This is a genomic window from Haemophilus haemolyticus (genome assembly GCF_003490595.1).
GTDB lineage: Bacteria > Pseudomonadota > Gammaproteobacteria > Enterobacterales > Pasteurellaceae > Haemophilus > Haemophilus haemolyticus_L.
The window spans coordinates 139,616-153,230 of the sequence record NZ_QQGY01000003.1 but is presented as its reverse complement, the minus strand read 5'-3'; the positions used below and the strand labels follow the sequence as shown (position 1 = coordinate 153,230).

The following is a 13,615-nucleotide window of genomic DNA, read 5'->3' as shown; positions in this document are numbered from 1 at the left end:
TCGAAAGGTTTATAATTGATAAGGTGTATGGAATAATTCCATGCATTGCAATCATTAGAATAGGCTTGAATTTAATTAATTCTCTCTTTACGAAAAACAAGGATTCTTTATGTCAGATATCAAACACGCAAAACTTTTAATTTTAGGCTCAGGCCCTGCTGGTTATACAGCAGCCATTTATGCGGCACGTGCAAACTTAAAACCTGTATTAGTGACTGGTTTGCAACAAGGTGGCCAGCTTACCACCACAGATGAAATCGAAAACTGGCCGGGTGATTTTGAGATGACTACTGGTTCAGGTTTAATGCAACGTATGTTGCAACATGCAGAAAAATTTGAGACAGAAATCGTCTTCGATCATATCAATCGCGTCGATTTATCCTCTCACCCATTCAAACTTTTTGGCGATGTACAAAATTTCACTTGTGATGCGTTAATTATCGCAACGGGTGCCTCTGCACGCTATATTGGCTTACCTTCAGAAGAAAACTACAAAGGCCGTGGTGTTTCGGCTTGCGCAACCTGTGATGGTTTCTTTTATCGTAATAAACCTGTTGGTGTGATTGGTGGTGGAAATACTGCGGTAGAAGAAGCACTTTACTTAGCCAATATCGCAAGTACAGTGCATTTAATTCACCGTCGCGATAGCTTCCGTGCGGAAAAAATTCTTATCGACCGTTTATACAAAAAAGTAGAAGAAGGAAAAATCGTTCTTCATACTGACCGCACTTTAGATGAAGTGTTGGGTGACAACATGGGCGTAACTGGATTACGTTTAGCCGACACTAAAACAGGGGAGAAAGAAGAACTCAAATTAGATGGCTTATTCGTAGCGATTGGTCACTCGCCAAATACGGAAATTTTCCAAGGGCAACTAGAATTGAATAATGGCTATATCGTTGTAAAATCTGGTCTTGAAGGAAATGCAACAGCCACCTCTGTAGAAGGCGTATTCGCAGCAGGCGATGTAATGGATCACAATTATCGACAAGCCATTACCTCCGCGGGGACTGGTTGTATGGCAGCATTAGATGCAGAACGCTATTTAGATGCTCAAGAAGCATAAATTCTCTAACTCATTCCCCTCTTTTTAAAAGAGGGGAACTTTTTCTATATCACGATAAAACTATGAACAAACTTCGCCAAAAATATTTACAAAAATGGCTTCGCGCACAACAAGAACCCATCAAAAAATTAATGCGCGCAAACATTGTCCTGGCTACGCTTTCTGCACTCATTTTAGTCGCGCAAACTTATTTTCTTGCGACGTTGCTTGATAAACTGATTATGCAAAATGTGCCTCGTGATGAACTCATTCCTTATTTTCTCGGGCTAATTATCGGCTTCGGGATGCGTGCAATTATTTTATGGGCACGCGAAAAAATAGGTTTCCAAAGCGGACAATTATTACGCAATCATATTCGTCAAAAGATTCTGGATAAAATCCATCTTGTCGGCCCTGCGACAATCAATCAAAAACCAGCTGGAAGTTGGGCAAGCATTATGTTGGAACAGGTTGAAAACTTACATAATTTCTATGCTCGTTTTCTGCCTCAACAAAGTCTTTCAGCCATTGTTCCAGTCGTTATTTTAATTGCTGTATTTCCGTTGAACTGGGCTGCTGGCTTAATCTTAATGATTACCGCACCACTTGTTCCTCTGTTTATGATTATTGTCGGTATTGCTGCGGCTGACAACAGCCAAAAAAATATGGATACCCTTTCTCGCCTCAGCGCCCAATTTTTAGATCGCTTACGTGGCTTGGAAACCTTGCGTCTTTTTAACCGCACTTCTGAACAAACTGAACATATTGAAAACGCCACTGAAGATTTCCGAGAAACCACAATGGATGTGCTAAAACTCGCTTTTCTCTCTTCTGCCGTATTGGAATTTTTTACCTCTATTTCCATTGCACTGATGGCGGTCTATTTTGGTTTTAGCTACTTGGGCCAAATTGAATTTGGCACCTATAATGCACCGCTTACACTTTTCACAGGTTTCTTTTGTTTAATTCTTGCACCTGAATTTTATCAACCCTTACGCGATCTTGGCGCTTATTACCACGACCGCGCAGCGGGCATTGGTGCAGCAGATGCCATTGTTAATTTTTTAGAATCCGATTATTTAACCGTTCATCAAAACGAAAAAACAATTTCTTTAGAAAGTGCGGTTGAAATTTCTGCCGAAAATTTAGTGGTGCTTTCGACACAAGGATCAGCATTAACTAAGCCGTTAAACTTCCAGATTCCAGCGAATCATAATGTTGCGCTTGTAGGACAAAGTGGTGCAGGGAAAACCTCATTAATGAATGTAATTTTGGGCTTTTTGCCTTATGAGGGCTCTCTCAAAATTAATGGTCAAGAACTTCGCGAAAGCAATCTAGCTGATTGGCGCAAACATATTGCCTGGGTAGGACAAAATCCATTGTTATTACAAGGTACAATTGAAGAAAACTTACTCCTTGGCGATATTCAAGCTAACGATGAAGAAATTAATCAAGCGTTAATACGCTCTCAAGCGAAAGAATTTACCGATAAACTTGGACTTCATCACGAAATCAAAGATGGTGGATTAGGCGTTTCGGTGGGACAAGCGCAACGCCTTGCTATTGCTCGTGCACTATTACGCAAAGGCGATTTACTTTTGCTCGATGAGCCAACCGCAAGCTTAGATGCGCAATCAGAAAATCTTGTTTTACAAGCATTGAATGAAGCAAGCCAGCATCAAACTACGCTGATGATTACCCACCGAATTGAAGATTTGAAACAATGTGATCAAATTTTTGTGATGCAACGAGGAGAAATAGTACAGCAAGGTAAATTTGCTGAATTACAACATGAAGGTTTCTTTGCTGAACTACTCGCTCAACGACAACAGGATATCCAATAATGGGCACATTACTTCCGTTTATACGTTTATTTAAATTCGCCAAGTTCCCTCTCATTTTAGGCTTGGTGCTGATGATTTTAGGTTTAGGCTCCAGCATGGGCTTGCTTACCGTTTCAGGCTGGTTTTTAGCCGCCACAGCCATTGCAGGACTAGGCACGCTATTTAACTTTTTCTACCCTTCAGCCAGTGTGCGAGGTTTAGCTATCGGACGAACCGTCATGCGCTATTTTGAAAAAATAGTGACGCATGATGCAACATTCCGCATTTTGTCCAAATTACGCGTACAAGTTTTTGAAAAAATTATTCCTTTAAGCCCAGCGGTATTAAATCGTTATCGCAACAGCGATTTGTTAAATCGTTTAGTGTCCGATGTTGATACACTTGATAGCCTCTATTTACGTTTACTTGCACCATTCTTCACTGCTGCATTTGTAATCATTGCCATGACGATTGGACTTAGCTTTATCAATATTCCACTCGCACTTGGTTTAGGCTTATTTTTGTTGATTTTATTAATAATTATCCCAACCATTTTTTATCGCTTAGGACAGCAATTTGGCGAACGCTTAATCCAAGCACGCGCGACCTATCGAACCCAGTTTTTAGAATTTATCCAAGCACAAGCCGAGCTTTTATTATTTAATGCAGAAGATAAATTAAAAGAGAAAATGTCAGCCACAGAAAAAACATGGCAGGAAGATCAAGCCAAAGAAGCAAAATTAAGTGGATTTTCTACCGCACTTGTTCTGTTTCTTAATGGTTTGTTGATTTCTGGAATGCTATGGTTTGCAAGTAACGCCGATTTTGGCACAGATGAATATCGCACGGCTTATATTGCACTTTTCACTTTTGCTGCACTTGCCGCCTTTGAGATCATCATGCCATTGGGTGCGGCATTTTTACATATAGGTCAAGTTATTGCGGCAGCAGAACGTGTGACCGAAATCATTGAGCAAAAACCGCTTGTTGAGTTTAATGGCAACGAGGAATTTGAAACAAAAGTGCGGTTAATTTCTGCGAAGGATTTAAGTTTTTCCTATCCAGGGCAAGAAACGCTTGTATTAAAAAATCTTACATTAGATTTAGAACAAGGCCAAAGAATTGCTATTTTAGGCAAAACTGGAAGTGGAAAATCTTCACTTCTTCAACTTTTAGTACGCAATTATGATGCGAATCAAGGTGAGCTTTTATTGGCAGAAAAACCCATTTCCGCCTATTCAGAAGAAACATTACGCCGCCAAATTTGTTTTTTAACTCAACGTGTTCACGTATTCAGCGATACACTTCGTCAAAATTTACAATTTGCAAGTGCGGATAAAATTTCCGATGAAAAAATGATTGAAGTGCTACATCAAGTTGGCTTAAGCAAATTACTTGAGCAAGAAGATAGTTTAAATCTTTGGCTGGGAGATGGCGGTCGTCCGCTTTCTGGCGGAGAACAACGCCGTTTAGGTTTAGCACGTATTTTACTCAATAATGCGCCAATTTTATTATTAGATGAACCAACAGAAGGCTTAGATCGCGAAACTGAACGTCAGATTTTACGTTTAATTCTGCAACATGCCGAAAATAAAACCCTAATTATGGTCACTCACCGTCTCAGTTCAATTGAACAATTCAATAAAATTTGTGTAATTGATAACGGAAGATTAATCGAAGAAGGTGATTACAATAGCTTAATCACAAAAGAAAATGGTTTCTTTAAAAGATTGATTGAGCGGGTATAAGAAAAGGAAGTTGGGCGGAAACCTTCCCAGCTTCTTCTCGGCACACAGTAATTCCGACTTTGGCTGCTTCCTTCCGGACCTGACCGAGTAAACCAGACACCGTTGCGAGAGACCGAGAAGGTTTCCATTGATATCGCAATGCGATTGCGCGCTATTATGCAGAAATTACCGCCGCATTGCAAAGATTAATTAAAAAGTGCGGTGAATTTGGCGAGAATTTAAGCCACATTTTTAGGATTTTTATGAAATGAACTATCTCCAATACTACCCGACCGATGTGATCAATGGCGAAGGTACAAGATGCACACTTTTCGTCAGTGGATGTACGCATGCTTGCAAAGGTTGCTATAACCAAAAAAGTTGGTCATTTTCAGCGGGTGTACTATTTGATGAAGCAATGGAACAACAAATCATCAATGATTTAAAAGACACACGCATTAAACGCCAAGGGTTGACGCTTTCAGGTGGCGATCCACTTCATCCCCTTAACGTAGAAACATTATTGCCCTTTGTGCAACGTGTAAAACGAGAATGTCCCGATAAAGACATCTGGGTTTGGACGGGTTATAAACTAGATGAATTAGATGAACAACAACGTGCTATTTTGCCTTATATTGATGTGTTAATTGATGGGAAGTTTATTCAAGAACAGGCAGACCCAAGTTTAGTTTGGCGAGGTTCAGCAAATCAAATTATTCATCGATTTAAGTTATAAAAGTGCGGCTAAAAATTCATTTAAAATTTCAACCGCACTTTTCAATAAAATCAAATTATTCTTCTAAAACAACTTTACCGATATAGCCTAAATTACGATGGCGTTGTGCGTAATCGATACCATACCCCACCACAAATTCATCAGGAATTTCAAAACCAACCCATTCAACAGGCACTTCCACTTCGCGGCGAGAAGGTTTATCAAGCAAAGTACAAATTGCAAGGCTCGCAGGCTCACGCAAATTCAAAATATCACGCACTTTTTCCAATGTATAGCCCGTATCAATAATATCTTCCACAATTAAAACGTGCTTACCTTTTATATCACCGTCTAAATCTTTGGTAATACGAACGTCGTGATTAGTGGTCATACCTGTGCCATAACTTGAAGTTGTCATAAATTCAATTTCCACAGGTAAATTTATCTGACGAACGATATCCGCCATAAACATAAAGGAACCACGTAAAAGCCCCACAACAACAAGGCTATCGATCTGTTTTTCTTGATAAAATTTTGTGATTTGAGCACCTAATTCAGCAATACGAGCATGAACATCGTTCTCTGAAATTAAAACGTCAACGTGGTGTTTTTTCATTGTGTTTCCTTATGAAATGACAGGGGATAAAATCGTTTGCTATTTTACAAAAAAAAGGCTGAAGTTTAAACCTTCAGCCTTTTTGAACCCTAACGAATTTACTTTCTACTCTACCTGTTGGAGCAACCTGCAATCGCTTAACAGATGTGCGTATAGTAGCAGACATTTAGTTATTGTCAATAAGAATAATTCTCAATTTTAAAAATATTTTTTAATTTCCTGAAATTTTCATCTTATCTAACAAAATAGAACCAGTTTGGATGTTAGAACGATGCTCTATATCATCCGCTACAGCAACCATATTCTTCAACATATCTTGTAATTGCCCTGCAATGGTAATTTCGGCGACTGGATATTGAACTTGACCATTTTCCACCCAAAAACCTGATGCACCACGCGAATAATCGCCCGTAACAATATTGACACCTTGTCCCATGACATCCGTTACTAACAATCCAGTTCCCATTTGATGTAAAAGCGCGGTCAATCCACCAGCCAAATTTGGCTTAACAAGCCAGTTGTGAATGCCTCCAGCGTGCCCTGTACTTGGCATACCGAGTTTTTTACCACTGTAACTTGTCACTAAATAAGTTTGTAATATTCCACCTTCAACAATTTCACGATCTTGCGTACGAACACCTTCACTATCAAAAGGCGTTGAAGCCAAACGACGTAATAAATGTGGTCTCTCACTGATATTGAACCAATCAGGTAAGACCTGTTTACCCAAATGTTCGAGCAAGAAACTCGATTTTCTATATAAACTGCCACCACTTATTGCAGCAGCAAAGTGAGAAATAAGACCAGTTGCAACATCATTTAAAAAAATGACAGGCACTTCTCGTGTACTCAATTTTTGAGGATTTAAACGAGAAACGACTTTCTTTGCACAATTTTCACCAACCCAAATTGGCGATTGGAGTTTATCGAATTCACGAGAGATCGTATATTCGTAATCATTTTCTAAGGCATCTTCTACGCCACTAATAACCGAACAAGATAAGGAATAACGGCTTGATAAATAACTTTGCAACATGCCATGGCTATTTCCATACACTTTCACGCCTGTATGAGAATTAAAACTTGCACCATTACTATTTATAATACGCTCGTCCGCCTCTAAAGCCGCCTTTTCAGCCTGAAGTGCAAGTTCTGTTGCTTTATCAACATTCACATCAGCAGCATGATAAAGCTCTAAATCAGGTGCCTCAAAAGCCATTAAATCCTTATCCGCAAGGCCTGTGCAATCATCGGGTGAAGTATATTTTGCAATAGCAAGTGCGGCTTCTACTGCGTTTCGAATAGCGCCTTCACTTAAATCTGATGTTGATGCATTGCCTTTTTGTTGTCCCATATAAACGGAAATCCCCAATGCACCATCATTAGTAAATTCAACATTTTCAATTTCTTGCAAACGTGTGGATACTGACAATCCGCTCACTTTAGTGACCGCGACTTCTGCACTCGCGCCTGATTTTGTTGCTAATTCAACAGCAAAGCTAACTGCTTGACGTAATTCTTGTTCTTGAGCTTTCAAAAGTGCGGTTTGATTTTCGGCTATTTTCATTATTTTTTCCCGTTAAAAATTTGTCACATTTTATATTATTTTGAAACTTTGTGCTAAAATACGCGCCAAATTTTAGTTGAGAGAAATTATGGCGAAACGTAAGAAAAAAGAAGCTTTCGATTGGGAAGATGAAGACCAAGAAGAAATTATTTGGGTAAGTAAAAGCGAAATCAAACGCGATGCTGAAGACTTAAAACAACTTGGTGAAAAGATTGTAAATTTAACCAAAGCTAATCTTGCTAAAATCCCACTTGATGAATCCTTACTTGATGCCATTGAGCTTGCACAGCGTTTACAAAAAGAAGCTCGTCGCCGTCAATTACAGTATATCGGAAAATTATTTCGAGGCATTGATGTTGAGCCCATTCGTGAAGCATTAGATAAAATCGAAAATAAACATAACCAACAGCAGGCCATGCTGCACAAAATCGAAAAAGTGCGGGATGAATTAGTAGAAAAAGGTGACGTGGCTCTAACCGATTTATTAAATGATTATCCCGATGTAGATCGTCAACAACTACGTAATCTTATTCGTTCAGCACAAAAAGAACGTGAGCAGAATAAACCATCGAAAGCCTATCGAGAAATTTATCAAATGCTCAAAGCATTGATGTTAGAAGATTAAAAAATATCAAATTTTTATCCGCACTTCTCGAGTAACAAATTTAAAAATATGAATATTCGTTGGAATGTAATTTTAGGTCTTATCGCTCTCGGTTCACTGGGATGGTTTTATTCTTTAAATAGCGATAAACCTGATTTGTCAAACTTAGTAAAAAAACCAGATAGTCCAGATTATATTGGAAATAAAATGGAAACTACGGTGTTTTCCCCTGAAGGTAAGAAACAATATCTCTCGACCGCAGACAAAGTGAAACATTATACAGTTGATGGCCATACTGAGTTTGAAATGCCTTTGGTGTACTTATTCGATGTCTCTACATCTAATAATGCTGAAAAATCAAATAATTCAGCAAAATTATTAGAATCACAAAGTTGGAAACTTAGCGCAAAAAAAGCCAAATTGACGAAAGATGAAATGCTTTATTTAGAGGGTGATGTCGTTGCTGAAAGTTTAGAACCAACTTCTCGGTTACAGCGAATCGAAACACAAGTTGCAGAGGTTAACTTAAAAACTCAAGATATTTCATCAGATACAATGGTGAAAATAAACGGACAAAATTTTAACTCAACAGGCTTAAAAATGATTGGCAATCTACGCCAACAAATTGCAACATTAAAAGAACAGGTAAAAACATATTATGAAATTAACAAACAATAAAATTATTTTACTCGCTGCATTAATCATGACCTCTTTCTCTGCTTTAGCTTTGAAAGATGATACCAATCAACCGATCAACATTGTTTCTGATAATCAATCATTAGATATGGAAAAAAGTGTTGTCACTTTTACTGATAACGTTTCAATTACTCAGGGTTCAATTTTAATCAAGGCAAATAAAGTTGTCATTACACGCCCACCTGAAAATTCAGGTAAAAAAGAAACCGTAGAAGCATTTGGTACTCCAGTAACATTCCATCAACAGCTAGATAATGGTAAGCCAGTGGATGGGAAAGCAAACAAAGTTCACTATGATCTTGGTACTGAATTTTTGACATTAACTGACAATGCTGAATTAAAGCAACTTGATAGTAAGATTAATGGACAACTAATTACCTACGATGTGAAAAAACAGCAACTTAAAGCTAATGGCAATGGAAAATCACGTGTAACCACAGTCCTTATTCCATCTCAATTACAACAAGCTAAAGGGAAGTAATTTATGTCAATTCTGACTGCTGAAAATTTAGCTAAGAGCTATAAAAGCCGTAAAGTTGTTTCAGATGTAAGTTTAACTGTAAACTCTAATGAAATTGTTGGTTTGCTCGGACCAAACGGAGCGGGGAAAACAACAACCTTCTACATGGTTGTCGGGTTAGTTCGCCAAGATCAAGGTAAAATTATTATTGACGGAGAAGACATTAGTTTACTCCCAATGCATAATCGTGCGCAACGTGGAATCGGTTATTTACCACAAGAAGCCTCTATTTTTCGCCGTTTGACTGTATATGAAAATCTAATGGCTGTATTAGAAATCCGCAAAGATTTAACCTCTCAACAACGTCGAGAAAAAGCTGATGAGTTGATTGAGGAATTTAATATTGGCCATATTCGGGATAATTTAGGTCAGTCATTATCTGGCGGTGAACGTCGTCGAGTTGAAATCGCACGAGCATTAGCTGCAAACCCTAAGTTTATTCTATTAGATGAGCCTTTTGCTGGTGTAGATCCTATTTCTGTGAGCGATATTAAGAAAATTATTACTGATTTGCGCAATCGTGGATTAGGCGTATTAATTACTGACCATAATGTTCGTGAAACCCTTGATGTTTGCGAACGCGCTTATATTGTAGGTGAAGGCAAAATTATCGCAACAGGCACACCAGAACAAGTTATGAACGATGAACACGTTAAACGCGTTTATTTGGGCGAACAATTCAAATTATAAAAATGAAAATAACTGAACTATTAAGCCCTGAGAATATTCGTCAGGGCGTTAGTTTTTCTAGCAAAAAACGATTATTTGAATCTATCGCACATTTTGTAGAAGAAAAACTTCACTGTGATAAAGGTGAGCAAGCGTGCTTTGAATCCCTTTTTGAGCGCGAAAAGCTAGGTAACTCAGGACTAGGCAATGGCATAGCAATGCCTAAGGCGAAAATGCCTCTTGAAGTATGTGACAAAGCAATTGCCATGTTTATGCAATTGGATAACCCAATTAATTATGATTCGCTTGATGGTAAACCTGTAGATTTAATTTTTGCCATACTTATTCCAGAGAAGCAGTGCGAAACATACACCCCTATATTGGCATCATTAATCGAAAAGCTTACCGATAAAAATATGTTAAAACAATTACGTTCCGCCAAAAGTGCGGATGAAATTTGGCAAGTTTTTGAGATTTCAGATAGGGAAGAAACTTCGCCTGAAGAAACCCAAGAATAATTTAAAGGGGAAATTATGGAAATTATCATTATTAGTGGACGTTCTGGCGCAGGAAAATCCGTAGCCTTACGAGCATTAGAAGATGCCGGATATTATTGTGTTGATAATATTCCTCTAGATTTACTTCCTCAGTTGACTGATATTCTATCTCAATCCCAATCTTCGGTCGCAATCAGCCTTGATATTCGTAATATTCCTAATTCAGCCAATACTCTCGAACAAACTCTAAATACCTTACAAAAATATCATCAATTAAAGATTATTTTCCTTGAAACAGATCGTGGCACATTGATTCGTCGTTATAGCGATTCACGCCGTCTGCACCCACTTTCCTTGAAAGATCTATCTCTTGAAGCCGCAATTGATGAAGAATATCGCTACCTTGAGCCATTAATTCAACACGCAAACTTTATTATTGATACCACCCATCTTTCTACTCATACCCTTGCGGAACGCCTACGCGAATTTTTACGAGGAAATAGTGATAAAGAACTAAAAATCGTTGTTGAATCTTTTGGCTTTAAATATGGGATTCCTTTAGACGCTGATTATGTTTTCGATGTGCGTTTCTTGCCTAACCCGCATTGGGATCCAACGTTACGCCCAATGACAGGATTAGATGCGCCAGTAGCAGAATTTCTAAATAGTCACACGCAAGTAAATGAATTTATCTACCTCACTCGTAACTATATTGATACTTGGTTGCCAATGTTAGAAAAAAACAATCGTAGCTATTTAACCATTGCCATTGGATGTACTGGGGGAAAACACCGCTCCGTTTATATTGCACAGCAGTTAGGCGAATATTTTCAAGCGAAAGGGAAAATCGTCCAAATTCAGCACAAATCTTTAGAACGAAATAAAAAGGCATAAAAAAGTGCGGTCAAAAATAATTCTATTGACCGCACTTTCTTATAAATTAACTGGTTTTACAATCTCGCTAGGATAACAACCTAAAATCTTTAGATAGTTACTACAATTCTTTAACTCTTCCAACGCTTGCTGAATATCAGGATGATGGATATTCGCTTCTATTTCGAGATAAAACATTTCCTCCCAAGGTTTTCCATAAATTGGACGAGACTCTAATTTCGTCATATTAATTTGATGTTTTTTGAAAACTAAAAGTGCATCAACTAATGAGCCAATTTGCTGTGAAGTTGTCATTAACAATAATGTTTTTGCCGGTATCTGTGGTGAAACCTCACGCTGTTCTTTAGCAACAACAATAAAACGCGTAATATTGTTCTCTTGATTAGCAATATTAGTTTTTAATACACTAAGTCCATACAATTTACCACCATCTTCATTCCCTAATGCCGCAATATTCGGCTTATTTAAACTTGCAATAAGTTGCATTGCATGGGAGCTACTTTCACAATACTCAATATGTACTCGATCAAGACTATGTATAAATTGACTACATTGTTGAATCACTTGCGGATGACTATATAAAGTATCGATTTCGCTTAATTCAGTCTTGCCATTTACCAAAACACAATGCTGAATTGGATAAGCGAGCTCGCCTACTAATGATAAGTCAGTATGTTGGAGCAAGTCATAGACTTCATTAATAGCGCCTGATGTTGTATTTTCTAAAGGTAATACACCAAAATCCGCTTCACCATTTTGCACTTTTTCAAATACTTGCTCAAAAGACTGACATCCTAGTTCTACAAATTGTTTTTGATAACGGGCAGCATAATTACGTGCAGCTAAATTTGAATAAGACCCTCTCTTACCTAAAAAAGCAATATGTAAATTTTGATTACGTTGTTCATTAAGTTTATTCTGCAAATAGACTTGCTGTGTCAATACTGAATCTTCAATGATTTTTTGGAAAATTGAAGTGATATATTGTGGTTCAAGTTGATAATTCTCATTTTCTGAAAATTGAACTAATTCTTGTAAAAGTTGTTGTTCTCGCTCTACATCACGTAAAGCTTTTTGCGAGATCTCTTTACTTCTCACTACATCGAAAGCTAAACGATGACGCTCAGAAAGCAATTTTAATAAACTACGGTCTATTTGCGTAATTTGTTGGCGAATTTCAGATAATTCTAGCTTCATAGCATCCCCTTATAAAAAACGAGAAAAATAAACCGCACTTTTAAGCCTTAGTCATTTAAAGTGCGATGAAAATAAAAAAGCTATACTTCTTAGCAGAAATATAGCTTTTTCAAAAATAAAATGATTAGATAAATACTTGAACAGGCGCAACATATCCTTGCGGTACTTGTTCTTTATCTTCGAAAGTTACAAACTCCCATGCTTCTTGATTTGCTAATACAGCACGTAGTAACTTGTTATTTAAACCATGACCAGACTTATAAGCTTTAAAATCACCAATAATGTTATAACCAGCCATATAAAGATCGCCAATTGCGTCTAACATTTTATGACGAACAAGTTCATCTTTAAAGCGTAAACCATCTTCATTTAAAATTCTATAATCATCAAGAACAATAGCATTATCAAGGCTACCACCTAATGCTAGCCCTTGAGATTGAAGATATTCTATATCTTTCATGAAACCAAATGTTCTTGCTCGACTAATTTGATGAACAAATGCTTGAGCAGAGAAATCCATGACATAATTGCGAACATTTTTGCCAATAGCGGGATGATCAAAATCAATAGTGAAATCTAAACGGAAACCATTGTAAGGTTTAAATTCAGCCCATTTATCACCATCTTCAACTCGAACATATTCTTTAATACGAATAAATTTCTTAGGCGCATTTTGTTCTTCAATTCCAGCATCTAACAACAAATAAATAAATGGACTTGCGCTACCATCCATAATAGGAATCTCAGGCGCATCAACCTCAATAATGATATTATCAATACCAAGACCTGATAGTGCAGCATTCAAATGTTCAACAGTAGAAATACGTACACCTTGCTCATTAATTAATGCAGTACAAAGCATTGTATCACGTACTGAATTAGGATCAGCTGGAAATGCCACAGCTGGATTTAAATCTGTACGATAGTAAACAACACCAGTGTTTGGCATAGCTGGACGTAATGTTAAAGTCACTTTCTTACCGCTATGCAAACCAACGCCAGTTACTTTAATACTTTGTTTTAATGTTCTTTGTTTAATCATTCT

General features: G+C 37.6%; 14 protein-coding genes and 1 other RNA gene. 10 read left to right on the top strand and 5 right to left on the bottom strand.

Annotated features, from left to right (window positions below):
- The first annotated feature begins 109 nt into the window (after positions 1 to 109).
- From trxB to cydC, 3 genes are all read left to right on the top strand, one after another.
- Positions 110 to 1,066 (top strand): thioredoxin-disulfide reductase, encoded by a 957-nt coding sequence (trxB, locus tag DV415_RS03460; RefSeq protein ID WP_118790260.1) that lies wholly within the window; start codon positions 110 to 112, stop codon positions 1,064 to 1,066.
- Positions 1,067 to 1,128: 62 nt separating this feature from the next.
- Entirely contained in the window at positions 1,129 to 2,889 is a 1,761-nt protein-coding gene (gene cydD / locus DV415_RS03455) for a heme ABC transporter permease/ATP-binding protein CydD (RefSeq protein WP_118790259.1), read from the top strand.
- Positions 2,889 to 4,616: a heme ABC transporter ATP-binding protein/permease CydC gene (cydC, locus tag DV415_RS03450; protein WP_118790258.1), complete on the top strand. Its 1,728-nt coding sequence runs from the start codon at positions 2,889 to 2,891 to the stop codon at positions 4,614 to 4,616. The genes cydD and cydC overlap by 1 nt, the downstream gene beginning before the upstream one ends.
- 20 nt (positions 4,617 to 4,636) lie before the next feature.
- Here the strand turns inward: cydC and ffs are convergent.
- Positions 4,637 to 4,735, bottom strand: an RNA gene (gene ffs, locus DV415_RS03445) — signal recognition particle sRNA small type.
- Between the two features lie 128 nt (positions 4,736 to 4,863).
- Here ffs and nrdG point away from each other — a divergent pair.
- On the top strand, positions 4,864 to 5,331 hold the full coding sequence (gene nrdG / locus DV415_RS03440) for an anaerobic ribonucleoside-triphosphate reductase-activating protein (protein ID WP_118790257.1): 468 nt from the start codon (positions 4,864 to 4,866) through the stop codon (positions 5,329 to 5,331).
- Positions 5,332 to 5,386: 55 nt separating this feature from the next.
- Here nrdG and hpt read toward each other — a convergent pair whose 3' ends face one another.
- The gene (hpt, locus tag DV415_RS03435) at positions 5,387 to 5,926 is read right to left on the bottom strand and encodes a hypoxanthine phosphoribosyltransferase (RefSeq protein WP_005627201.1); all 540 of its coding nucleotides are present in this window, start codon (positions 5,924 to 5,926) and stop codon (positions 5,387 to 5,389) included.
- A 211-nt stretch (positions 5,927 to 6,137) separates the two neighbouring features.
- The gene (pmbA, locus tag DV415_RS03430; RefSeq protein ID WP_118790256.1) at positions 6,138 to 7,493 is read right to left on the bottom strand and encodes a metalloprotease PmbA; all 1,356 of its coding nucleotides are present in this window, start codon (positions 7,491 to 7,493) and stop codon (positions 6,138 to 6,140) included.
- Between the two features lie 88 nt (positions 7,494 to 7,581).
- On the opposite strand from pmbA, the gene yjgA reads away from it, so the two are divergent.
- Genes yjgA through rapZ form a run of 6 tightly spaced genes read left to right on the top strand, consistent with a single transcriptional unit; the run spans position 7,582 to position 11,373 of the window.
- Positions 7,582 to 8,118 carry a ribosome biogenesis factor YjgA gene (yjgA, locus tag DV415_RS03425; RefSeq protein ID WP_065246834.1) on the top strand — a complete coding sequence of 179 codons (537 nt, stop codon included), beginning with the start codon at positions 7,582 to 7,584 and terminating at the stop codon, positions 8,116 to 8,118.
- A gap of 48 nt (positions 8,119 to 8,166) precedes the next feature.
- On the top strand, positions 8,167 to 8,775 hold the full coding sequence (lptC, locus tag DV415_RS03420) for an LPS export ABC transporter periplasmic protein LptC (protein WP_118790255.1): 609 nt from the start codon (positions 8,167 to 8,169) through the stop codon (positions 8,773 to 8,775).
- A complete protein-coding gene (gene lptA / locus DV415_RS03415) occupies positions 8,756 to 9,274 on the top strand; it encodes a lipopolysaccharide transport periplasmic protein LptA (protein ID WP_046942790.1) in 519 nt (172 codons plus the stop codon). Before lptC ends, lptA begins: the two co-directional genes overlap by 20 nt.
- Before the next feature lie 3 nt (positions 9,275 to 9,277).
- Entirely contained in the window at positions 9,278 to 10,003 is a 726-nt protein-coding gene (lptB, locus tag DV415_RS03410; RefSeq protein ID WP_118790254.1) for an LPS export ABC transporter ATP-binding protein, read from the top strand.
- Positions 10,004 to 10,005: 2 nt separating this feature from the next.
- The gene (ptsN, locus tag DV415_RS03405) at positions 10,006 to 10,500 is read left to right on the top strand and encodes a PTS IIA-like nitrogen regulatory protein PtsN (RefSeq protein WP_118790253.1); all 495 of its coding nucleotides are present in this window, start codon (positions 10,006 to 10,008) and stop codon (positions 10,498 to 10,500) included.
- Positions 10,501 to 10,515: 15 nt separating this feature from the next.
- Positions 10,516 to 11,373, top strand: coding sequence for an RNase adapter RapZ (rapZ, locus tag DV415_RS03400; RefSeq protein ID WP_114909296.1), 858 nt, complete (start codon positions 10,516 to 10,518; stop codon positions 11,371 to 11,373).
- 39 nt (positions 11,374 to 11,412) lie between these two features.
- Here rapZ and DV415_RS03395 read toward each other — a convergent pair whose 3' ends face one another.
- Together DV415_RS03395 and lpxC are read right to left on the bottom strand one after the other, a co-directional pair.
- Positions 11,413 to 12,570: a chorismate mutase gene (locus tag DV415_RS03395; protein ID WP_118790252.1), complete on the bottom strand. Its 1,158-nt coding sequence runs from the start codon at positions 12,568 to 12,570 to the stop codon at positions 11,413 to 11,415.
- Positions 12,571 to 12,694: 124 nt separating this feature from the next.
- Positions 12,695 to 13,612 carry a UDP-3-O-acyl-N-acetylglucosamine deacetylase gene (lpxC, locus tag DV415_RS03390; protein ID WP_005630366.1) on the bottom strand — a complete coding sequence of 306 codons (918 nt, stop codon included), beginning with the start codon at positions 13,610 to 13,612 and terminating at the stop codon, positions 12,695 to 12,697.
- Positions 13,613 to 13,615 lie beyond the last annotated feature (3 nt).